Consider the following 21,678-nt stretch of genomic DNA (forward strand, 5'->3'; position numbering starts at 1 on the left):
TATGCAGTCCACCGTATGCTTTGTCAAAGCTGCTGGTGGGAGGTGCGTGCGATCCCTAGGCTGGGCTCATGCGGAAAGTGATCCCCCTGTCCCCCACGCTGTACCTCTCCCCCCAGGACCGGCTCCTGGTGGGCAAGCCCCTGGCCGCGGCACTGGACGCGGCCGATCCGCAGGCGTGGGTCGACCTCGACCGGCGGATACGGTCGGAGACCGCTGGGCGCAACGGGGTCCTGCCCCTGGTGTCCCTGCTCCGGGAGAGCCGTACAGGCGGACGCGGTTCGGTCGACTGGTCGAGCGCACCCCACTGGGACGAGGAGGCGGAGGACGTCACCTGGTCGCAGTTCCCGCCCCGTGAAGCGGAGACCGCGATCGCCCTCTGCCACTGCCGGTGGGAGGTCCGCGAGGCCGCGCTGGCGTTCACTCCCGGGCAGCCTGCTCTCCTGCCCCTGCTGCTGATCCGGTGCGCCGACCGTCACATACGGGTACGCGAGCGGGCCCGCCGGATGACGCGTGCGGCCCTGCAGGGGCCGGAGGCAGAGCCTGCGGACCTGGTGCCCCTGGCCCTGCGCCTGACCCTCTTCCCGCATGGCGACTGGGCCCTGGACCGGGTCCTGGACGCCACGGGGCCCCTGCCGGGACTGCCGGAACTGCTCTGCGCGAGCCATGCGCCGGAGGTCCGGATCTTCGGGGCCCGACGGGCCCTGGAGCGGGACCTGCTCACGCCCGCCGGACTGACGGAGCTCGTCCTCACGGCCCCGGACCGGGCCGTCCGCCACCGGTGCACCGGCGAGCTGCTCGCGCAGGTCACCGCAGGTGATCCGGAGCGGCTCCTGGACCCCTTGCTCGCCGCTTCCTCGGCCGTGACCCGGTCCTCCGCGGTGATGGCCCTGCACCGGGCGGGCCGCGGCCCGGAGGCCGAGCCGCGCCTGGTCGATCAGTCGGCCCGCGTGCGTTCCGCCGCCCGCCTGGTCCTGCGGCTGGAGGGCCGCGACCCGAGGGAGCTCTACCGCGAGAGGTGCGCCGATCCCGCCGCCTCCGGTCCCCCGCCGGGAGCCCTGCTCGGCCTGGCCGAGTCCGGAGCGCCCGGCGCGACGGCCCTCCTGCGGCCGTTGACGGCACATCCGGAGGGCCGGGTGCGCGCCGCGGCACTCGCCGCCCTGCGCATGCTGGACGCGGTCTCCCCCGACGAGCTGATGGCCGCCATGGACGACCCGCATCCGCCGACGGTGCGCACCGCCTACAAGGCGCTCGTCCCGTACGTCCTGCTCGTTCCGGAGGAGTGGCTGGCGGCCCTGGTCGCCCCCGGCCGCCCCCAGCACGTGCGGCGGTTCGCCCTCCGTCTGCTCTGCGCCCACAGCCTCGCTCTGCGCAAACGCGTACTGGCCGCGATGGAGGACGACGAGGACCCCGAGGTCGCCCACGAGGCGCAGCGTGCCCGCTACGAGCCGCCGCCCGCCGGTTCCGGTGGGTGAGAAACCCCTACGGGCCACGGCATTCGGCGACAGATACTTCACCTCATGGGAAAAACGTACGAACGTATCGACGGACGGCTGCGGACCTTCATCGAGGAGCAGCACATCTTCTTCACCGCCACTTCCCCGCTGGACGCGGACGGGACGGTGAACCTCTCGCCCAAGGGTGTCAGCGGTTCGTTCGCGGTAGTCGACGAACGGACCGTGGCCTACCTCGACTTCGCGGGGAGCACCGCCGAGACCGTCGCCCACCTGCGCGAGAACGGACGCATCACGCTGATGTGGTGCGCCTTCCAGGGACCGCCGAACATCGTCCGCGTGCACGGCCGCGGTGAACCGGTCTTCCGCGACGATCCACGGTTCCCTGCCCTGCTCGGCCACTTCCCCTCGGTCGACCCGACCGCTCACGGGCTGCGCGCCATCATCGTGGTGACGGCCGAACTGATCCGGGACAGCTGCGGATACGGGGTTCCCTTCATGGCGTACGACGAGGACCGCTCCCTGCACGCCGACCGCTTCCGGCGCGAGGACGACGCCAGTCTGAGCGCGTACTTCGGGAAGAAGGAGCACATCGCGACCAGCATCGACGGGCTGCCGGGTCTCCCCCTGCCGTTGCCCGCCCTGCCGGCGCCGCCCGCGGGGTGAGGCGCTGGGCCGTACGGAGCAGGCGCGGTGGGGCCGTGCCGCCGCGGACCGTACCGTCCGGAACATGCGCAGATCTTTGGTGGCCCTGTCGGTTCTGCTGGCGCTGGCGTCCCTCGCGGCCCGGCCGGCAGAACCGGCGCCCCTTCCTGAACGGCTGGCCGACACGGGCGGCGGCAGCCAGCTGATCACCGCCGAGGCCCCGGGCACGGACTCCACCACGGGCACGGTCACGTGGTGGGACCTGCGGTCGGGGACGTGGGTCCGCGCCGGTTCCGCACCCGCGCGCTTCGGCGCGAACGGACTGGCCGAGGGCGCCGCCCGTACGCAGGGCACGAACACCACGCCCACCGGCCTGTACGACCTGCCGTACGCCTTCGGCGTCGCTGCCGCCCCGGACGGGACCCGCTATCCGTACCGCCGGGTCAACGCGCACTCGTGGTGGTGCCAGGACAACGCGTCGCGCGCGTACAACCGCTGGGTGGAACCGCTGTCCGCGGACTGCCTGCCGGAGGAGGCCGAGCACCTGGTGACGTACGGGACGCAGTACGCGCGTGCGCTCGTGATCGGCTTCAACTACCACCGGCCGGTACGGGGCCGGGGTGCCGGGATCTTCCTCCACGTCAACGGCAAGGGTGCGACAGCCGGTTGCGTCTCCGTACCGGCCGCCGACATGGACCGGATCCTGGCCTGGGCGGACCCGGCCCGGCGGCCGCACATCGCGGTCGGGACCGAGTCCGGCCCGACCGCGATCACGCGCTACTGACGGGCAGCCGCTCAGCGCTCGTTCTGGGCGAGCCGCAGCAGGTGGTCCGCCAGCGCCTGGCCGCCGTTCGGGTCACGGCTGATCAGCATCAGCGTGTCGTCACCCGCGATCGTGCCGAGGATCGCCTGGAGTTCGGCCTGGTCGATGGCCGAGGCCAGGAACTGGGCGGCGCCCGGCGGCGTGCGCAGCACCACGAGGTTGGCCGAGGCCTCCGCCGAGATGAGCAGTTCGGAGGAGAGCCTGCGCATCCGCTCCTCCTTCGCGGACCCGCCGAGCGGTGCCTGCGGGGTACGGAAGCCGCCCTCGCTGGGCACCGCGTAGATCAGCTCGCCGCCCGTGTTGCGGATCTTCACCGCGCCGAGCTCGTCCAGGTCCCGGGAGAGCGTCGCCTGGGTGACGCTCAGCCCGTCGTCGGCCAGCAGCCGGGCCAGCTGGCTCTGTGAGCGCACCGGCTGCCGGTTCAGGATGTCCACGATCCGCCGGTGGCGGGCGGTGCGGGTCTGCGGCACCGACGGCCCGCCGTGCTCGGATTCCTGCGCATCGGTCATCGTCGTCGCCTCATTCTCCGGATCGTCCGTCCTCATGGGCCGCGTCGAGAGCTCCGGGCAGGATCCGCAGGAACGCGTCCACCTCGGCGTCGCCGATGATCAGCGGCGGCATGAGCCGTACGACATCGGGGGCGGGCGCGTTCACCAGGAGTCCGGCTTCCTGGGCCGCCTTCTGCACCTGCGGGGCGAGGGGCCCGGTGAGCACGATGCCCAGCAGCAGTCCGGAACCGCGGACGTGCGAGACCAACGGGTGACCCAGCCCCTCGACACCGTCCCTGATCTTCTCACCGAGCCGCTTCACGTCGTCCAGGGCACCGTCGGCGGCGAGGGTGTCCAGAACGGCGAGACCGGCGGCGCAGGCGACCGGGTTGCCGCCGAACGTCGTGCCGTGGTGGCCGGGCTTCAGCAGGTCGGCCGCCGCGCCGAACGCGACGGTCGCCCCGATCGGCAGTCCCCCGCCGAGGCCCTTGGCGAGCGTGACGAGGTCGGGCTCGACGCCCTGGTGGGCCTGGTACTCGAACCAGTGGCCGCAGCGGCCGATCCCGGTCTGCACCTCGTCGAGGACCAGCAGTGTGCCGGTGGCCCGGGTGATCTCCCGGGCGGCCTCCAGATAGCCCTTGGGCGGTACGACGACACCGATCTCGCCCTGGATGGGCTCGATGATCAGGAGGGCCGTGTCCGTCGTCACCGCCGCCCGGAGCGCCTCGACGTCGCCGTACGGCACGTGGGTGACGTCGCCGGGCAGCGGCACGAAGGGCTCGCGCTTCTTGGACTGGCCGGTCAGGGCGAGCGCGCCCATGGTCCGGCCGTGGAAGCCGCCGTCGGTCGCGACCATGTGGCTGCGCCCGGTGAGCCGGCCGATCTTGAAGGCCGCCTCGTTGGCTTCCGCGCCGGAGTTCGAGAAGTAGACCTTGCCCGTCCTGCCGGAGAGCTGCAGCAGGCGCTCCGCGAGCGCGATGGGCGGTTCGGCGATGAAGAGGTTGGAGACGTGGCCGAGCGAGGCGATCTGGGCGGAGACGGCCTCGACGACGGCCGGGTGCGCGTGGCCGAGCGCGTTCACGGCGATGCCGCCGACGAAGTCGAGGTACTCGGTGCCGTCGGCGTCCCACACGCGGGCGCCCGCGCCGCGGACCAGGGACAGCTGCGGTGTTCCGTAGTTGTCCATCAGCGCACCCTGCCAGCGCTGCGCGAACTGCTCGTTGCTCATGACTCCCCCTGCGCGTGCGACTGCGGCTCGGCGTGTACGTCGTTCTCCGGGACGGCCGTGGCGTCGGCCTGCGTGTCGGGCACCACCATCGTGCCGATTCCCTCGTCGGTGAAGATCTCCAGCAGGATCGAGTGCTGGACCCGGCCGTCGATGACGCGGGCGGTCTCGACGCCGTTGCGTACGGCGTGCAGGCAGCCCTGCATCTTCGGCACCATGCCGCTGGAGAGATCGGGCAGCAGCTTCTCCAGCTCGGTGGCGGTGAGCCGGCTGATCACGTCGTCGCTGTTGGGCCAGTCCTCGTAGAGGCCCTCGACGTCGGTGAGGACCATCAGCGTCTCGGCGCCCAGCGCGGCCGCGAGGGCCGCGGCGGCGGTGTCGGCGTTGACGTTGTAGACGTGGTTGTCCTCCGCGGAGCGCGCGATGGAGGAGATGACCGGGATCCGGCCGTCGTCCAGCAGCGCCTGGATGGCTCCGGTGTCGATGGCGGTGATCTCGCCGACCCTGCCGATGTCGACGGACTCGCCGTCGATCATCGGGCGGTGCTGGGTGGCGGTGATGGTGTGGGCGTCCTCGCCGGTCATACCGACGGCGAGCGGGCCGTGCTGGTTGAGGAGGCCGACGAGCTCGCGCTGGACCTGGCCGGCCAGCACCATGCGCACGACGTCCATGGCCTCGGGCGTGGTGACGCGGAGGCCGGCCTTGAACTCACTGACCAGACCCTGCTTGTCGAGCTGGGCGCTGATCTGCGGACCGCCGCCGTGCACGACGACGGGCTTGAGGCCGGCGTGCCGCAGGAAGACGACGTCCTGGGCGAACGCGGCCTTCAGCTCCTCGTCGATCATGGCGTTGCCGCCGAACTTGATGACGACGGTCTTGCCGTTGTGCCGGGTCAGCCAGGGCAGCGCCTCGATGAGGATCTGTGCCTTCGGCAGCGCCGTGTGCTTCCTCGCGGCACTCATGAGCTGTACGCGCTGTTCTCGTGGACGTACTCGGCGGTGAGGTCGTTGGCCCAGATGACGGCCGTCTCGGTGCCGGCGGCGAGGTCCGCGGTGATCTTGACTTCCCGGTAGCGCATGTCGACGAGGTCGCGGTCCTCGCCGACACAGCCGTTCTTGCAGACCCACACGTCGTTGATGGCGACGTTCAGCTGATCGGGGTCGAAGGCGGCCTTCGTGGTGCCGATGGCGGACAGGACACGGCCCCAGTTGGGGTCCTCCCCGTGGATGGCGCACTTGAGGAGGTTGTTACGGGCGATGCTGCGGCCCACCTCGACGGCGTCGTCCTCGCTGGCGGCGTTGATGACCTCGATGCGGATGTCCTTGGAAGCGCCCTCGGCGTCACCGATCAGCTGGCGCGCCAGGTCGGCGCACACGGTCTGGACGGCAGCAGCGAACTCGGCCTGTTCGGGGGAGATTCCGCTGGCGCCGGAGGCGAGCAGCAGCACGGTGTCGTTGGTCGACATGCAGCCGTCGGAGTCGACCCGGTCGAAGGTGGTCCGGGTCGCGTCGCGCAGCGCGGAGTCGAGACCCGCGGCGTCCACGTCGGCGTCGGTGGTCAGCACGACCAGCATGGTGGCGAGGCCGGGGGCGAGCATGCCGGCGCCCTTGGCCATTCCGCCGACGGTCCAGCCCGCGCCGCCCGCGACCGCGGTCTTGTGCACGGTGTCGGTCGTCTTGATGGCGATGGCGGCCTTCTCACCGCCGTGCTCGCTCAGGGCCGCTGCGGCCTTCTCGATGCCGGGCAGCAGCTTGTCCATGGGGAGCAGCAGGCCGATCAGTCCGGTCGACGCGACCGCGATCTCGCCCGCGCTGTGACCGGTGAGGACCTCGGCGGCCTTCTCGGCGGTCGCGTGGGTGTCCTGGAAGCCCTGGGGGCCCGTACAGGCGTTGGCACCGCCGGAGTTGAGGACGACGGCGGTCACTTCGCCGCCCTTGAGGACCTGCTCCGACCAGAGGACGGGTGCGGCCCTGACCCGGTTGGAGGTGAAGACGCCCGCGGCGGCGCGACCGGGCCCGTTGTTGACCACGAGGGCCAGGTCCGGACCGCCGCTCTCCTTGATTCCGGCGGCGATGCCCGCCGCCGTGAATCCCTTGGCTGCCGTGACGCTCACTGCATCTCCTCGTTCGCTTCTCCGCCCGCGCTGCGCGGCGGCACGGTCCTCGTCGTCTCCCGCAGCCCGGCGGCTGCGCGTGCGTCGCTCACGGTGCGACTCCGATGGTGGAAAGACCTGTGTCCTCGGGCAGCCCGAGTGCGATGTTCATGCTCTGCAGGGCTCCGGAGGCGGTGCCCTTGGCGAGGTTGTCGATGGCGCTGATCACGATGATGCGGCCGGCCGCCTCGTCGTGGGCGACCTGGATCTGGACGGCGTTGGATCCGTACACGGCCGCGGTGGCGGGCCACTGCCCTTCGGGCAGCAGGTCGACGAACGGCTCGTCCGCGAAGGCCTTCTCGTAGGCGGCGCGGAGGGATTCCGCGCTCACGCCCGGCTTCGCTTTCGCGCTGCACGTGGCGAGGATGCCGCGGGGCATGGGCGCGAGGGTCGGCGTGAAGGACACGGTGACCGGCTCACCGGCCGCGGCGCTGAGGTTCTGGATCATCTCGGGCGTGTGCCGGTGGACGCCGCCGACGCCGTACGGGGACATGTTGCCCATGACCTCGGAGCCCAGGAGGTGCGGCTTGGCGGCCTTCCCGGCCCCCGAGGTGCCGGAGGCGGCGACGATGACGGCCTCCGGTTCGGCGAGCTGGGCCGCGTACGCGGGGAAGAGGGCGAGGGAGACGGCGGTCGGGTAGCAGCCGGGCACCGCGATGCGCTTGGTCCCCTCCAGGGCGCTGCGGGCTCCGGGCAGCTCGGGCAGGCCGTACGGCCAGGTGCCCGCGTGCGGGGAGGCGTAGAATTTCTCCCAGTCGGCGGAGTCCTTCAGCCGGAAGTCGGCGCCCATGTCGACGACGAGCACCTCGTCACCCAGCTGCTCGGCGACGGCGGCCGACTGGCCGTGCGGCAGGGCCAGGAAGACGACCTCGTGCCCGGCGAGCACCTCGGCCGTGGTCGGCTGGAGCACCCGGTCGGCCAGGGGCCTCAGGTGCGGCTGCAGGGCGCCGAGCTTCTGTCCGGCGTTGGAGTGGCCGGTGAGGGCGCCGATCTCGACCTGTGGGTGGGTGAGGAGCAGGCGGAGCAGTTCTCCGCCGGCATATCCGCTCGCCCCTGCCACTGCCGCACGTACCACCATCGAAATGCCTCCTCGTCGATGGCATGACTATACGCAGTCCTGCACTTTTATGCAAAGATCTTTACTGCTCAAGCCTTGGCCCATTGTGACCGAGCGTTTCGGTCGGCCCCTGAGCGTCGTACTTGGCCCGGTTGAGAATGACGGTTGGCCGGGCCGTTCACGGGTGGCGCTCCGCCGACCTGATCGGCTGCAGGGTCATGGGTTTTCTCGTTACTCCGCAGCGCGGTCGATGAGTTTGTTGGTCCCGCCCGGTCCAAGCTCGTGACACCCAAGGAAAGGACAGTGCCATGTCGGAGCTTCTCGTCGACTTCATCACCTCCCTCGACGGCCACGCATCGGGAGAGGGATGGCCCGGGTTCTGGGGCCTCGAGGGCCCGGAGTACCTCGCATGGCTCGGCGAGCAGCCCAAGGTCACCTACCTCATGGGAGCGAACACCTACCGCCTCATGTCGGGCTTCGCCGCAGGCGACGTCCCGAATGGCCAAGACGACTTCAGGCCCGAAGAAGAGGCGTCCGTCGATGAGCTCACGCAAGCGTCCAAGGTGGTGTTCTCCTCCTCACTCGAGAAGCCACTGACGTGGGCCCACTCCACGCTCGTCCGCGACGACGCCGTCGAGGCGGTACGCGCCATGAAGTCGAGTGGCTCCGGGCTCCTCAGCACGATCGGCAGCCTCAGCCTGTGCCGGTCCCTGCTACGTGCCGGACTCGTCGACCGCTTCCGGGTCGTGATGTTTCCGGTGATCACCGGGGCCACGGGCGAGGAACGCATCTACGACGGCTATCCGGACGTTGCCCTCGAGATGATCGAGCACCGCACCTTCGACGGCCGCATCCAGCTGGTCGAGTACAAGCCCCGCGTGCTCGAACACCCGCCGCTCGGCGTCCCTGCGTGACGTCGCCCCGTCCGCCGGTCCCCGAGTGAGCCGTCACGCCCTGGTGGGAACCCAGCGACGCAGGGGGAACCCGGGCGATATCCGCGCCCGTATCGCCCCGGTTCCCGGCTTACCTGCCCAGCTTCGGGAACCGGGCCGGTGCACCCCGCACCCCACGTACCCTCTTCCCGTGCCAGCCTCACCCCCGCATCACGTCGCCGTCCTCGTGCTCGAAGGTGCGAAGCCTCTCGATGTCGGTATTCCCGCGCAGGTGTTCACGACCCGCGCGAGCATGCCGTACGAGGTGCGGATGTGCGGCGCGGCACCCGGTCTCGTGGCCGGCGGCGACGGTCTGTCGTACTACGTCGCCCACGGCCTCGAAGCACTTGCGTGGGCCGACATCGTCTTCGTTCCCGGCTACCGGCACCCCGACCGCGACGACCCGCCGCAGGCTGTCGTCGATGCGCTGATCGCCGCCCACGAGCGGGGCGCGCGGCTCGCCGCCATCTCCACGGGCGCCTTCGCGCTCGCTGCCACGGGCCTGCTCGACGGCAGGCGCGCCACGACGCACTGGCATTACACGCGGGCACTCGCGGCGAAGTGGCCTCTCGTATCGGTCGACGCGAACGTCCTGTTCGTCGACGAGGGCAGCGTGCTGACGTCGGCCGGCGCCGCCTCGGGCATCGACCTGTGCCTGCACATCCTGCGCGGCGATCTGGGGGTGTCGGCGTCGAACCACGCGGCGCGGCGCCTGGTGGCGGCCCCCTACCGCAGCGGCGGCCAGGCACAGTACGTGCCGCGCAGCGTGCCCGAGTCGCTCGGTGAGCGGTTCGCCGCCACCCGGGAGTGGGCGCTGCACCGGCTCGGCGAGCCCCTCTCCCTCGAAGCGCTCGCCCGGCATGCGGCGGTGTCGCCCCGCACGTTCTCGCGGCGCTTCGTCGAGGACACGGGGTACACGCCGATGCAGTGGGTCATGCGAGCCCGCATCGACGTGGCCCGTGAGCTGCTCGAGCGTTCGCAGCGGGGCATCGAGCAGATCGCCGCCGATGTCGGTCTCGGCACCGGTGCGAATCTGCGGCTGCACTTCCAGCGCATCCTCGACACCACGCCGAGCGAGTACCGGCGCACCTTCGCCCAGGGGCAGTAGCAGCGTCACCGCCACGTGGCGTGATCCTTGCGGACCGTGGCGATCACGCCGCTGTCACCGGCGGATACCGCGCGAGAACCTGGTGGGGAACCGAAGGGACACCACTCAATGACTCGCATCGCCATCAACGGATTCGGCCGCATCGGACGCAATGTGCTGCGCGCGCTGCTCGAACGCGACAGCGACCTGGAGATCGTCGCCGTCAACGACCTCACGGAGCCCGCCACCCTCGCGCGGCTGCTCGCCTACGATTCGACGGCGGGCCGGCTCGGCCGGCCGGTGACGGTCGACGGGGACACCCTCGTCGTCGACGGCCGTCGCATCACCGTGCTCGCCGAGCGCGAACCGGCGAAGCTGCCGTGGGCCGAGCTCGGCGTCGACATCGTGCTCGAGGCGACCGGCCGCTTCACGTCGGCCGAGGCCGCCCGCGCCCACATCGACGCGGGCGCGACAAGGGTACTGATCAGCGCGCCGGCGGACGGCGCCGATGTCACACTCGCGTTCGGGGTCAACACCGACGCGTACGACCCGGCCGCTCACACGATCGTCTCGAACGCCTCGTGCACGACCAACGCGCTCGCGCCGCTGGCCGCGGTGCTCGACGGTCTCGCCGGCATCGAGCACGCCTTCATGACGACGGTGCACGCCTACACGCAGGAGCAGAACCTGCAGGACGGTCCGCACCGCGACGCCCGCCGCGCCCGCGCGGCCGCTGTCAACATCGTGCCGACCACGACGGGTGCCGCCAAGGCGATCGGCCTGGTGCTGCCGAACCTCGACGGCAAGCTGTCGGGCGACTCGATCCGCGTACCGGTTCCGGTGGGTTCGATCGTCGAGCTCAACGCGACCGTCGCTCGCGACGTGACGCGCGAGGACGTGCTGGAGGCGTACCGCGCCGCCGCGCAGGGGCCGCTCGCGGGCGTACTCGAGTACTCGGAGGACGCGCTCGTGTCGTCCGACATCACGGGAAATCCGGCCTCGTCGATCTTCGACTCGGCCCTCACCCGTGTCGACGGCCGCCACGTCAAGGTCGTCGCCTGGTACGACAACGAGTGGGGCTTCTCGAACCGCGTGATCGATACGCTCGAACTCCTCGCGGGCAGCTGACCTGGAGACGCTCGACGAACTCGGACGCGGTGAGGCCGCCCGTCGCTTCCGGTCGGCCTCGAAGTGCACCGACGACCCGAAGCGACTGCCAGGCCGGCCCGGGCCATGTCACGCACCTCGTTCCGCCCCGGGACGGTGTACGAGGGCACCCCGTCGCCGTACGCCGCCCCGACCGCGTTCCGGGCCGTCAGCGGGGCCCGTCCTGGGCGGGGGCGCGGAGCAGCGGGCCCCCGCCGTGCGGAGACCTCACCGTCCGGCGGCCGTCACCGCCCCGGCACGCGTCAGGAACGCGCGTCGCCGGACTCCTCGGACCGCGCCGCGTTCTTCTCCTTGATGCGGACCGCTTCCTTGCGGACCTCGGCCTGGGTGGCGCGCTCCTTCTGCAGCCACTCGGGGCTCTCGTCCTTGAGCGCGTCGATCTGCTCGGTGGTGAGCGGCTCCGTGACTCCGCCCCGCGCGAGGCCGGCGATGGAGATGCCCAGCTTCGACGCGACCACGGGCCGGGGGTGCGGACCGTTGCGCCGCAGCTCCTGCAGCCACTCGGGCGGATCGGCCTGGAGCGCGTTCAGCTCGCCGCGCGAGACGACGCCCTCCTGGAACTCGGCGGGGGTGGCTTCGAGGTACACACCCAGCTTCTTCGCCGCGGTGGCGGGCTTCATTGTCTGGGTGGTCTGGTGCGACGTCATGGTGTCCAGGGTATCGAGCATGTGCGCCACCTCCGACCACGGCCGGTAACCTGGCGGGGTGACAGGCTCGGAAACCCCCTCTTCGTTCCGGCTCGCCTACGTCCCGGGCGTGACCCCGACCAAATGGGTGCGGATCTGGAACGAGCGGCTGCCCGGCGTCCCGCTGACCCTCGTGGGCGTACCCGCGGCCGAGGCGGCCGGTGTGCTGCGCGGCGGCGACGCCGACGCCGGTTTCGTACGCCTGCCGGTCGACCGTACGGATCTCAGCGCGATCCCCCTCTATACCGAGACGACCGTGGTCGTGGTCCCCAAGGATCATCTCGTGGCGGCCGTCGACGAGGTGTCGGCCGCGGATCTCGCCGACGAGATCGTGCTGCACCCCCTCGACGACACCCTGGAGTGGGACCGTCCGCCGGGCCGGCCCGCGCTCGAGCGCCCGGCGACGACGGAGGACGCCGTCGAACTGGTGGCGGCAGGGGTGGGGCTGCTCGTCGTCCCGCAGTCGCTGGCCCGTCTGCACCACCGCAAGGACCTCACCTACCGGCCGCTCTCGGACGTTCCCGAGTCGCGCATCGCCCTGTCGTGGCCGGAGGAGAAGACCACCGACCTGGTGGAGGAGTTCATCGGGATCGTCCGCGGGCGGACGGTGAACAGCACCCGGGGCCGCCCCCCGACACCCCCGCAGCCGAAGGCCGAGCGCCCGGAGAAGAAGGGCGGCGCACCGCGCAAACCCGCAGCCGGCAAGGCGACGGGCAAGAGCCCCCGGGGCGCGTCCGGCGGCGGCAAGCGCGGCAAGCCCGGACGCCGCCCGTAGCGGGCATCGGGAGGCGGGGCACCCCCTACCCGTAGTACTCCAGAGCTACGTGACAGGTGCGCTCCTGAGCGGGACGCGGACCACACGGGGCGGTCCATAGCTTCGGTACCGGATTCATCAGGCACATCCGGTACGGAAGGACCACCCATGGCGTCCCGCCCACGCAGCAGCCGTTTGCGTCGCGCGTTCCTCACCGCTCTCGTCACCGCGGCCGTGGCACTACCGGTGTCGGGGGCGGCCCGCCCCGCCGCTGTTCCGGCGCCCGTCCCGGCGGCGCTCGGCCCGCTGGACACCGCGGCCCCGGGCGCGCTGGCGGCGCGGTACGCGGCGAACCGGGGCGGAATCCGGGCGGCCGAACGCATGGCCGCCCGGAACGGGGACCGGCAACGCGCCGCATCGCTGCGGGACATGGCCGGGACCGCCCGGCAGTTCCTCGCGTTCGACGGGCGCGACGGCGGCCGCACCGCCGAGGTGTTCGGGGATCTGTCCCGGGCCGGCCGGATCGCCGTGCTCGTACCGGGCGCCGGCGTCGACCTCGACCACTACTGGCGCTTACGGCGCGATGCCCAGGCGCTCCTCGGGGAGCTCGGCAGCGGGTCGGCCGTCATCGCCTGGCTCGGGTACCGGACACCGGTCACGGTGAGCCCCGGGGCGCTGACATCGGGACGGGCCGTCGAAGCGGCACCGCAACTGACGTCCTTCGTACGGGAGCTGAGTGCGGCACAGCCCGCCGCCCGGGTCTCCGTGCTCTGCCACTCCTACGGTTCCGTCGTCTGCGCCCGGGCGGCGTCCGGGCTCGATGTCGCGGAGATCGTGCTGTACGGCAGCCCCGGCACCGGCGCCGACACCGCCGCCGCGCTGCGCACCCGGGCAACCGTCCGGGCAGGCCGGGGCGGTGACGACTGGATCGCGGACGTACCGCACCTGCGGGTGCGACTGCCGTTCGTGACGCTCGGGTTCGGTACCGACCCGGTCTCGCCGGAGTTCGGCGCCGAGGTCTTCGACGCGGGCGACGGCGGCCACAGCGACTATCTGAAGCCCGGATCCGTCTCGCTGCGCAGCATCGGCCGGATCGTCGCGGGGACGGTGGGCCGTCATGCGTGAGCTCGTGCGGCGGATCGAGTCCGCGACGCCACCGGACCGCGACCGTGCGCTCGACGCCCTGCGCGGCCTCGCCATCCTGGGCGTGGTGTGCGGCCACTGGCTGGTGACGGCTCTGGTCGCCGACAGCGGCACGGTGCACGGTGCGAGTCCGCTCCAGTACATGCCGCAGTTCACCCCGGTCTCCTGGGTGTTCCAGACGCTCGCGGTCTTCTTCCTGGTGGGCGGGCATGTGGGAGCGAAGGGCTACGCCTCCGCCCGGGCGAGGGGCGAGTCCTACGGGCGGTGGCTGCGGGCCCGGATGGGGCGGCTGTTCCGGCCGGTCGCCGTCGTCCTGGTGGTGTGGGCCGTGGCGGCGTGCGTGATGCTGGCCTCCGGGGTGGACCAGGACACCGTGCGCGCGCTGGGCAAGCTGGTGTGGTCGCCGCTGTGGTTCCTGCTGGTCTTCGCGGCACTGACGGCGGCGACCCCGCTCGTGGCGCGGCTGCATCCGCTGTGGCCGCTCGCCGTGGTCCTCCACGTCGACCTGATCCGCCTGGGCCTCGACGGCCCGGCCGCCCTCGGCCGGGTCAACGTGGCGGCGGGATGGCTGGTCCCGTACTGCCTGGGCGCCGCCTGGGCGCGGGGCGGGCTGCGCAGCCGCCGGACCGGTTGGGCGTTGCTGCTCGGGGGCGCTGCGGCCACCGCGGGGCTCGTCCTGTTCGCCGGCTATCCGGCGTCCATGGTCGGGGTGCCCGGCGGCGGGATGTCCAACCTCGATCCTCCGACGCTCGCGGTCGTCACCTTCGGCCTCGCCCAGTGCGGGGCGGCGCTGCTCCTGCTCGGACCGCTGCGCCGGGTCCTGGCGCGTCCCGCCGTCTGGGCGGCCGTGGCGCTGGTGAACCTGTCCGCGATGACGGTGTTCCTGTGGCACCAGACCGCGATGATCGTGGTGACGTCGACCGTTCTCTTCCTCGGTGGCCCGTTGCCCGGTCTGCACACCGTGCCCGACGGCCCGGTCTGGGTCCTGGCACGGCTGGCCTGGCTGCCGGTCTTCGCCCTGGTGCTGCTGGTGCTCCGGCACGCCTTCGGTGCGTACGAGCAGGGGCGGAGCGGCAGGTCGACGGTCGTACGGAAGTACTCCCCTGCCCGGCTCAAGGAGTCACGACGTGCTTAAGGTGAAGAACATGACGGGGTGGGCGGGGGCCGTTTCGGCCGGGCGGCGGCCGGCGGCTGCCCTGAGGAGGCTGCCGCGTACGCTGCGCGAGGACCTGTGGACCTCGCCCGTCGATCCGGTACCGCCACCGGGCCGACCGGACGCACCGATATGGCGGCCGGTGTTCGGCATGCTGCTGGCGACCGCAGCCTCGGCGATCACGCTGTTCCATGTGTACGACCTGATACCGCACGGCTCCGGCATCCCCGTGTACGCGGTTCTTCTCGCCGTGCTCCAGTCGGCGGCACTGATCACCGGTATGTCCCGGCCGCTGTACGCCTGGTGGGCGTCGCTGGGGCTCATGGTCGTCAGCGTGCGGCTCGCGGAGCCCGCGATGGCTCCCGACGAGCTGTTCCCGTGGACCATGCCCGAAATCGCCCTGCAGAGCGGCGCGTTGTTCCTGCTGGCGCTCCGGGTCCAGCCACGCCGGGCGGTCACCGCGCTCGTGGTCAGTCTCCTGACGGGGCTGGCCACCAGCGCATTCACCACGCAGGCCCACAACTACGCCCTCGACCGCGCCGCCCTCGTCGTCGTCGCGGCCGTAGTGATCGGCGCCGCGCTGCGCGCCCTGCGGGTGGCCCGCACCCAGTTGGTGGAGCAGTCGGAGCTGACGGAGGAGGAACGGGCCCGGCGCACACTCCTGGAGGAGCGCAACCGGATCGCGCGCGAACTGCACGACGTGGTCGCCCATCACATGTCGGTGATCTCCATCCAGGCCCAGGTCGCCCCGTACCTGGTGGAGAACCCGTCGGACGAGCTCAAGGAGAACCTCGCGGGCATCCGGGAGAGCGCCGTGGAGGCGCTCGCCGAACTGCGCCGCGTGCTCGGCGTACTGCGCTCGGAGGACGCTCTGGCGGACGGCGTACGGCACGCCCCGCAGCCCACCCTCGACATGCTGCACGAACTGATCGGGAAGGTACGGGGGGCCGGCATCACCGTCACCACGGAAACGGCGGGCACCCGGCGGCCGTTGCCGCCCGGCGTCGAGCTGTCGGCGTTCCGCATCGTGCAGGAGGCGCTCAGCAACGTGATGCGGCACGCCCCGGGGGCACGCGCCCGGGTCGAGGTCGGCTACCACACCACGGCCGTCACGGTCCGGGTCACCAACTCCGCCCCGGACTCCCCGCCCGCACGGTCCGCGGGCGTCGGGCACGGGCTGCTCGGAATGAACGAACGCACCGCCATGCTGGGCGGCGAACTCACCCACGGCCCCACCCCGGGCGGGGGCTACGAAGTCGTGGCGACACTTCCCCTGGAGGAACCCGCATGACCATCCGCGTGCTGATCGCCGACGACCAGATGATGGTCCGTCAGGGCTTCACGGTGCTGCTGAACGCCGAGCCCGGCATCGAGGTAGTCGGCCAGGCGGTGGATGGTCTCGACGCGGTGGAGAAGGTCGCCCAACTGGCCCCCGACGTCGTCCTGATGGACATACGGATGCCTCGTCTCGGCGGGATCGACGCCACCCGCCGCATCACCGAAGCGCCGGGCGCCACCGTCAAGGTCCTCGTCCTGACCACCTTCGACCTCGACGAGTACGTGTACGAGGCGCTGCGCGCGGGCGCCTCCGGATTCCTGTTGAAGGACGCGTCCGCTGCCGAACTCGCGCAGGCGGTACGGGTGGTGGCGGCCGGGGACGCGCTGCTCGCCCCGAACATCACCAAGCGTCTGATCGCCGAGTTCTCCCGGGTGAGTACCGCGCCGCGCGCCCCGGGCAGGGACCGCGTCGGTGATCTCACGGAACGTGAGACCGAGGTCCTGTTCCTCGTCGCGCAGGGGCTGTCCAACGCGGAGGTCGCCGGGCGGCTGGTCGTGGCGGAGCAGACCGTGAAGACCCATGTGAGCCGGATCCTGGTCAAACTGGGCCTGCGCGACCGGACGCAGGCCGCGGTGTTCGCGTACGAGTCGGGGCTGGTGCGCCCGGCCGGCTACTGACCGGACGCCTCCGCGACAGGGACGGAGGCGCGTCGTTCGCCCCGTTCTCCGGTCAGAGGGCTTGGGCCACGTCGTTCGCCCCGTCCCCGGTCAGAGGGACGTGTACACCGCGTCGATCAGCGCCATCTTGCGTGGGTCGTCGGCGATGTTCGCGCCCATGCGGTTCATGACGTAGCCGAGCGCGATGCCGGCCTCCGGGTCGGCGAGCCCGCAGGAACCGCCCGCCCCGTCGTGCCCGACGGCGCGCGGGTTGGGACCGTAGGAGGCGTTGTCGCCGCTCAGCCAGAGACCGAGACCCAGCTCGGTGTCGTGGGCGAAGCCTGCGCCGAGCACCAGGTCCCGGCAGCTGCCCTGCCCCTCACGGACCCTTTCCGAGGCCTTCTCGGAGAGGATCCGGCGGCCGTCGACGCTGCCCCGTCCGGCGAGGATGCCGTAGAGCGCGGCGACCGCGCGTGCTGTTCCGTGGCCGTTCGCGGCGGGGATCTCGGCGGCCCGCCACTCGGGGGTGTTGGCGGCGGCCGTGCCCGTACCGGGGTTGAGGAGGGAGGCGATGGCGACCGGCTCCATCCGGGCGAAGAGCGCGGCCTGTTCACGCGAGACGGTCTTCGGCTGCACGAGCTCGGCGACCCTGTGGGCGTCCTTCTCCGGGAGACCGATGGTGAAGTCGATGTCGAGCGGGCCGGTGATCTCCTGCCGCAGGAACTCCCCGGGCAGCAGGCCGGTGATCCGGCGGACGACCTCGCCGATGAGGAATCCGTACGAGATGGCGTGGTACCCGGAGCGGGTGCCCGGCTCCCACCACGGTTCGGTCGCGGCGAGGCGGGCGGTGGTCAGCTCCCAGTCGTACAGCTCGGCCAGGGTGTGCGGATCCCGCAGGCCCGCGACGCCCGACCGGTGCGAGAGCAGATGGCGTACGGGGACGGACTCCTTGCCGGCCGCGGCGAATTCGGGCCAGTACGTGGCCACGGGAGTGTCCAGGTCGAGGAGGCCGCGGTCCACGAGGATGTGGGCGCAGAGCGCGGTCGGGCCCTTCGTCGTGGACCACACGTTGACCACGGTGTCCCGCTCCCACGGACGGGTCCGGCCCTTGTCGGCCCAGCCGCCCCAGAGGTCCACCACAGGGGAACCGCCGACCATGACGGTGACGGCCGCACCCAGTTCGTCGCGCTCCTCGAAGTTCGCCTCGAACGCGTCGCGCACCGCCGCGAACCGGTCGTCGCAGTGGCCATGGAAGTGCGGCACGGATCACTCCTCGTCTCGGGAGCCCTCACCGTACCGACTGGTCGGACTGGCGGGAAGAAGCCGTGCTCCGGGTTCCTCCGACCGGAGGGAACCGTCAGCGCGGAAGCGCTTCGAGGCTTAGGCTCCAGCGGCCGGGCAGGCCGATGAGCGTGACGGTGGAGAGCGGCCTGACGTCGACGTTCCAGTACGTCGACGGCGGGGCCTTGAGCGCGTAGACGAGGGCGGCCCGGACGACGGCGGGTTCGGCGACGGCGACGATGGAGCCGTCGCACGCCGGACGGGTGTCGAGCCAGCCGCCTATCCGGGAGATGAAGGCGAGCAGCGGCTCGCCGCCGTGCGGGGCGGACCGGGGGTCGGCGAGCCAGGCGTCGACGGCGGCGGGCTCCCTGGCGGCCACGTCCGCGAAGGTCAGGCCGCGCCAACGGCCCATGTCGCAGTCGCGGAGCGCGGGCTGGGCCATGGGGGCGAAGCCGAGGGCGTCACCGGTGGCGCGGCTGCGCGGTGTGGGCGAGCAGTAGCGCAGCTCGGCCGCACCGAGCGGCACCAGGGCGTGCGCGGCGAGCTGCACCTCGTGCCAGCCCGTGTGGTCGAGCGGCCGGTCGTCGTCGAAACGCTCGGCGAGCAGGGCGGAGCTGCGCGCTGCTGCGACCAGGGAGACACGAACACTCATGGGCGCGATCGTGGAGCCGAACGCCGCGCCGGTCAAGAGGGCGGCGCGGCGGACACAAGCGCTTCCGGTCAGCCCACCTGGAGGCACATCCACTTTCCCGGTGCTTCGAGCGGCGCGAAGCCGACCTTCGCGTAGACCCCGTGGGCGTCGTCCGTGGCCAGGAGGAACCTGCGCACGCCCTCCGGCGCCAGTCGGTCCCGGATCTCGGTGACGAGCCGGGTACCGATTCCGTGGCCGCGGGCCGCCCGGTCGACGTAGACGTCGCAGATCCAGGCGAACGAGGCGTGGTCGGTCACCACGCGTGCGAAGGCGACCTGTTCACCCGAGGTGACGTCGTAGACGCCGAAGTTGAGGGATCCGGCCATCGCACGGTCCTGCTGCTCGCGACTGCGGCCCAGGGCCCAGTAGGCGTCCGTGGAGAGCCAGTGGTGAATGCGGGCGGGGTCCAGCCGGGAGGGGTCGCTGGAGATCTCGTAACGCTGCCCTGAGGCCGCGGCGGAGGAGTCCACGGCGGAGGGGGCGTCGCCCGAAGAGGCAGCGGTCGCAACAGTGGCGGAAGCGTCTGTGTCGGTCATGCGCGCAGGCTATCCGTCGGCCTCCGTCGGGCTTCGGCGGTCGAACAGCTCGTCGCAGGCGGTGCGCAGTCTCCGTACACCCTCGGCGATCTCCACGGGGCCGGCGACCGCGGCGAAGCTCAGCCGGATGTGACCGGCCGGGGGTTCGGCGCAGTGGTACGGGCGGCCGGGGGCGACGGCGACGCCCGCCCGCAGGGCGGCGGAGACCAGGGCGGGCTCCTCGGCCCCGGGCCCGGGGAGCCTGAGCCAGAGGCTGCCGCCACCCGACGGTACGTGCGGCAGCGCGAGTTCGGGCAGCCGGCTCCTGACCGCGACGGTGATCGCGGTGCGGCGGCTGCCGAGCTCGGCGGCCACCGCGCGCAGATGGCGTCCCCAGGCCGGTGAGCCGACGAGTTCGAGTGCGGCCTCCTGGAGCGGGCGGGGCACGAAGAAGCTGTCGACGACCTGGATGGCCCGCAGGCGCTCCAGGACGGGACCACGGGCCGCCAGCGCGCCGACGCGCAGGCTCGGCGAGGTGACCTTGGTGAGGGAGCGGACGTGGACGACGACACCGTCCTGGTCGTGCGCGACCAGAGGTTCGGGCAGCGGGCCGGCGTCCGCGTGGGCGAGGCGGCGGGCGAAGTCGTCCTCGACGACGAACGCGCCCGCCTCCCGGGCGATCCGTACGATCTGCGCACGCCGGTCCGGTCCGAGTACCGCGCCGGTCGGGTTCTGGAAGAGCGGCTGGCAGACGAAGAGGCGCGCCCCGGTGGCACGGAAGGCGGCGGCGAGCAGGTCGGGGCGTACGCCCTCGGTGTCCACCGGTACGGGCACCGGCCGCAGCCCGGTGGCACGGGCGGCGGCCAGCATGCCGGGGTAGGTGGGGGATTCGACGAGAACGGGGGCACCGGGCGGGGCGAGGGCCCGCAGTGCGGTGGCCAGCGCGCTCTGGCCGCCGGCGGTGATCAGGACGTCGGCGCCGGTGAGCGTGCCGCCGATCTCGCGGGCGAACCAGGCGCGGAGTTCGCTCAGGCCGTCGGTGGGCGGTCTCCCCCACGCTCCGGGGCGACGGCCGGCCCGGGCCAGCGCGTCGGACATGGCCCGCTCGGGCTGGAGCGAGGGGTGGAGGTAGCCGCCGTTGAACTCGATGACTCCGGGCCGCGGCGCTGCGAGCGTGACCAGCACTCCGGAGGCGTCGACGGTGCGCGGTACGACCTCCGGTCCGCTGTCGCCGCTGAGCGAGACCTCCTGCCACGACGTGTCGCCCGGTGCGGGGACGTCGGTACGGGCCTGGGCCCGGAAGGCGCCGGAGCCGGGCCGGGTGACGACCAGGCCTTCGGCGGCGAGCTGCGCGACGGCCCGGGAGACGGTCACGGGGCTCACCCGAAAGCGCTCGACGAGGGCTCGGCTCGGCGGGAGCTTTCCACCAGGAGAGTAGCGGTTGAGCTCCTCACGCAGGGAACTCACCAGCTCTGCCACACTGCTACGCTCATGCATGACAGCACAGGATAGCGCTATTGCGCCCATGACGATAGCGGTCGGCCGGCGAACCGGCCCCGGCGGCGTCCTGCGCGCCGGGCTCGGCGTCCTCGCCTTCTCGCTGACCTTTCCGTCCACGGTGTGGGGCCTGGAGAGCTTCGGCCCCTGGTCGCTGGTCGCGCTGCGCAGCGTGCTCGCCGCGCTGATCGCCGGCGGCTTCCTGCTCGCGGGCCGCGTTCCGTTGCCGGACCGCCGCCACTGGGGCGGCCTGGTGGTCGTCGCGGGCGGTGTCGTGGTCGGGTTCCCCCTGCTGACGACACTCGCCCTGCAGACCTCCACGACCTCGCACGCGGCCGTGGTCGTCGGGCTGCTCCCGCTGACGACCGCGCTCTTCGCGTCGCTGCGCACCGGCTCCCGTCCGCCCCGCGCCTTCTGGATCGCCGCGTGCGCGGGTGCCGCCGTGGTGATCGTCTTCACGGTCCAGCAGAGCGGCGGGGTCCTCTCCCGTGGCGATCTGTACCTGTTCGGCGCGCTGCTGGTCTGCGCGGCCGGGTACACCGAGGGCGGCAGGCTCGCGGGGGTCATGCCGGGCTGGCAGGTCGTCGGCTGGGCCCTGGTGCTCTGCCTGCCGCTCGCCGTTGCGGGCGCGGCCGTGGCGCTGCCCTTCGAACCGGTGCGGATCACCGCGCACGGGGTGGTCGGACTGGTCTGGGTCGCGGCGGGTTCCACCTTCCTCGGGCTGTACGTCTGGTACCGCGGCATGGCGGAGATCGGGGTCGCACGGGCGAGCCAGCTCCAGCTGGCGCAGCCGCTGCTCACCTTGGTCTGGTCGCTCCTCGCGCTCGGCGAGGAGGTGCCCGCAGCCGCTCCGGTGGCCGCGGTGGCCGTGCTGGTGTGCATCGCCGTCACGCAGCGCGCGGGCGGGCCCGCGGGCCCGCCCGGAGCCCGTGGAACGGTGCGTACGAGAGGCGGCGCCCGCGTCCGGTCATAGACTTGTCGACATGGATCGCCACC

At 72.1% G+C, this 21,678-nt stretch carries 22 protein-coding genes; 12 read left to right on the top strand and 10 right to left on the bottom strand.

Going from position 1 to position 21,678, the window contains the following annotated elements; translation table 11 throughout:
• The first annotated feature begins 68 nt into the window (after positions 1-68).
• The 3 genes from ABZS61_RS03945 (at position 69) to ABZS61_RS03955 (ending at position 2,880) form a co-directional block, all read left to right on the top strand.
• Entirely contained in the window at positions 69-1,472 is a 1,404-nt protein-coding gene (locus ABZS61_RS03945; RefSeq protein WP_356415671.1) for a hypothetical protein, read from the top strand.
• 45 nt (positions 1,473-1,517) lie between these two features.
• Positions 1,518-2,117: a pyridoxamine 5'-phosphate oxidase family protein gene (locus ABZS61_RS03950; protein ID WP_356415674.1), complete on the top strand. Its 600-nt coding sequence runs from the start codon at positions 1,518-1,520 to the stop codon at positions 2,115-2,117.
• A 64-nt stretch (positions 2,118-2,181) separates the two neighbouring features.
• A complete protein-coding gene (locus ABZS61_RS03955; RefSeq protein WP_356415677.1) occupies positions 2,182-2,880 on the top strand; it encodes a L,D-transpeptidase family protein in 699 nt (232 codons plus the stop codon).
• Between the two features lie 11 nt (positions 2,881-2,891).
• Here ABZS61_RS03955 and ABZS61_RS03960 read toward each other — a convergent pair whose 3' ends face one another.
• From ABZS61_RS03960 to argC, 5 genes are all read right to left on the bottom strand, one after another.
• Positions 2,892-3,428, bottom strand: a complete 537-nt coding sequence (locus ABZS61_RS03960; protein WP_356415679.1) for an arginine repressor — start codon at positions 3,426-3,428, stop codon at positions 2,892-2,894.
• Positions 3,429-3,438: 10 nt separating this feature from the next.
• Positions 3,439-4,635, bottom strand: coding sequence for an acetylornithine transaminase (locus ABZS61_RS03965; RefSeq protein ID WP_356415682.1), 1,197 nt, complete (start codon positions 4,633-4,635; stop codon positions 3,439-3,441).
• On the bottom strand, positions 4,632-5,594 hold the full coding sequence (gene argB, locus ABZS61_RS03970; protein ID WP_356415685.1) for an acetylglutamate kinase: 963 nt from the start codon (positions 5,592-5,594) through the stop codon (positions 4,632-4,634). Before argB ends, ABZS61_RS03965 begins: the two co-directional genes overlap by 4 nt.
• Positions 5,591-6,745 carry a bifunctional glutamate N-acetyltransferase/amino-acid acetyltransferase ArgJ gene (argJ, locus tag ABZS61_RS03975; protein WP_356415687.1) on the bottom strand — a complete coding sequence of 385 codons (1,155 nt, stop codon included), beginning with the start codon at positions 6,743-6,745 and terminating at the stop codon, positions 5,591-5,593. Before argJ ends, argB begins: the two co-directional genes overlap by 4 nt.
• Positions 6,746-6,833: 88 nt before the next feature.
• A complete protein-coding gene (argC, locus tag ABZS61_RS03980; RefSeq protein ID WP_356415690.1) occupies positions 6,834-7,862 on the bottom strand; it encodes an N-acetyl-gamma-glutamyl-phosphate reductase in 1,029 nt (342 codons plus the stop codon).
• A 287-nt stretch (positions 7,863-8,149) separates the two neighbouring features.
• Here argC and ABZS61_RS03985 point away from each other — a divergent pair, with 287 nt between their 5' ends.
• The 3 genes from ABZS61_RS03985 (at position 8,150) to gap (ending at position 10,988) form a co-directional block, all read left to right on the top strand.
• Positions 8,150-8,755 (top strand): dihydrofolate reductase family protein, encoded by a 606-nt coding sequence (locus ABZS61_RS03985; protein WP_356415693.1) that lies wholly within the window; start codon positions 8,150-8,152, stop codon positions 8,753-8,755.
• 169 nt (positions 8,756-8,924) lie between these two features.
• The gene (locus ABZS61_RS03990) at positions 8,925-9,881 is read left to right on the top strand and encodes a helix-turn-helix domain-containing protein (RefSeq protein WP_356415696.1); all 957 of its coding nucleotides are present in this window, start codon (positions 8,925-8,927) and stop codon (positions 9,879-9,881) included.
• Between the two features lie 108 nt (positions 9,882-9,989).
• A complete protein-coding gene (gene gap / locus ABZS61_RS03995) occupies positions 9,990-10,988 on the top strand; it encodes a type I glyceraldehyde-3-phosphate dehydrogenase (protein WP_356415699.1) in 999 nt (332 codons plus the stop codon).
• Positions 10,989-11,269: 281 nt separating this feature from the next.
• On the opposite strand, the gene ABZS61_RS04000 is transcribed toward gap, so the two are convergent.
• Positions 11,270-11,674, bottom strand: a complete 405-nt coding sequence (locus ABZS61_RS04000) for a DUF5997 family protein (protein WP_356416400.1) — start codon at positions 11,672-11,674, stop codon at positions 11,270-11,272.
• A gap of 58 nt (positions 11,675-11,732) precedes the next feature.
• Between ABZS61_RS04000 and ABZS61_RS04005 the strand changes: the two genes are divergently transcribed.
• The 5 genes from ABZS61_RS04005 to ABZS61_RS04025 all read left to right on the top strand — a co-directional run bounded on the left by ABZS61_RS04005 (position 11,733) and on the right by ABZS61_RS04025 (position 16,719).
• A complete protein-coding gene (locus ABZS61_RS04005) occupies positions 11,733-12,488 on the top strand; it encodes a LysR family substrate-binding domain-containing protein (protein ID WP_356415702.1) in 756 nt (251 codons plus the stop codon).
• A 147-nt stretch (positions 12,489-12,635) separates the two neighbouring features.
• Positions 12,636-13,592, top strand: coding sequence for an alpha/beta hydrolase (locus tag ABZS61_RS04010; protein WP_356415704.1), 957 nt, complete (start codon positions 12,636-12,638; stop codon positions 13,590-13,592).
• Positions 13,585-14,745, top strand: coding sequence for an acyltransferase (locus ABZS61_RS04015; RefSeq protein WP_356415707.1), 1,161 nt, complete (start codon positions 13,585-13,587; stop codon positions 14,743-14,745). The genes ABZS61_RS04010 and ABZS61_RS04015 overlap by 8 nt, the downstream gene beginning before the upstream one ends.
• Complete coding sequence (locus ABZS61_RS04020) at positions 14,738-16,054, top strand: sensor histidine kinase (RefSeq protein ID WP_356415710.1); 1,317 nt, start codon at positions 14,738-14,740, stop codon at positions 16,052-16,054. The genes ABZS61_RS04015 and ABZS61_RS04020 overlap by 8 nt, the downstream gene beginning before the upstream one ends.
• Positions 16,051-16,719, top strand: a complete 669-nt coding sequence (locus tag ABZS61_RS04025) for a response regulator transcription factor (RefSeq protein WP_356415713.1) — start codon at positions 16,051-16,053, stop codon at positions 16,717-16,719. Before ABZS61_RS04020 ends, ABZS61_RS04025 begins: the two co-directional genes overlap by 4 nt.
• Before the next feature lie 90 nt (positions 16,720-16,809).
• Here the strand turns inward: ABZS61_RS04025 and ABZS61_RS04030 are convergent, their stop codons facing one another.
• The 4 genes from ABZS61_RS04030 to ABZS61_RS04045 all read right to left on the bottom strand — a co-directional run bounded on the left by ABZS61_RS04030 (position 16,810) and on the right by ABZS61_RS04045 (position 20,682).
• Positions 16,810-17,961 (bottom strand): serine hydrolase domain-containing protein, encoded by a 1,152-nt coding sequence (locus ABZS61_RS04030; protein ID WP_356415716.1) that lies wholly within the window; start codon positions 17,959-17,961, stop codon positions 16,810-16,812.
• 94 nt (positions 17,962-18,055) lie between these two features.
• The gene (locus ABZS61_RS04035) at positions 18,056-18,631 is read right to left on the bottom strand and encodes a histidine phosphatase family protein (protein WP_356415718.1); all 576 of its coding nucleotides are present in this window, start codon (positions 18,629-18,631) and stop codon (positions 18,056-18,058) included.
• A 68-nt stretch (positions 18,632-18,699) separates the two neighbouring features.
• Entirely contained in the window at positions 18,700-19,206 is a 507-nt protein-coding gene (locus ABZS61_RS04040) for a GNAT family N-acetyltransferase (RefSeq protein WP_356415721.1), read from the bottom strand.
• Between the two features lie 9 nt (positions 19,207-19,215).
• The gene (locus ABZS61_RS04045; protein WP_356415724.1) at positions 19,216-20,682 is read right to left on the bottom strand and encodes a PLP-dependent aminotransferase family protein; all 1,467 of its coding nucleotides are present in this window, start codon (positions 20,680-20,682) and stop codon (positions 19,216-19,218) included.
• On the opposite strand from ABZS61_RS04045, the gene ABZS61_RS04050 reads away from it, so the two are divergent.
• Positions 20,681-21,655 (top strand): DMT family transporter, encoded by a 975-nt coding sequence (locus ABZS61_RS04050; RefSeq protein ID WP_356415727.1) that lies wholly within the window; start codon positions 20,681-20,683, stop codon positions 21,653-21,655. The two genes, ABZS61_RS04045 and ABZS61_RS04050, sit on opposite strands and share 2 nt — an antisense overlap.
• Positions 21,656-21,678: the final 23 nt, after the last annotated feature.

It is taken from the genome of Streptomyces sp. NPDC005566 (assembly GCF_040605575.1).
Lineage (GTDB): Bacteria > Actinomycetota > Actinomycetes > Streptomycetales > Streptomycetaceae > Streptomyces.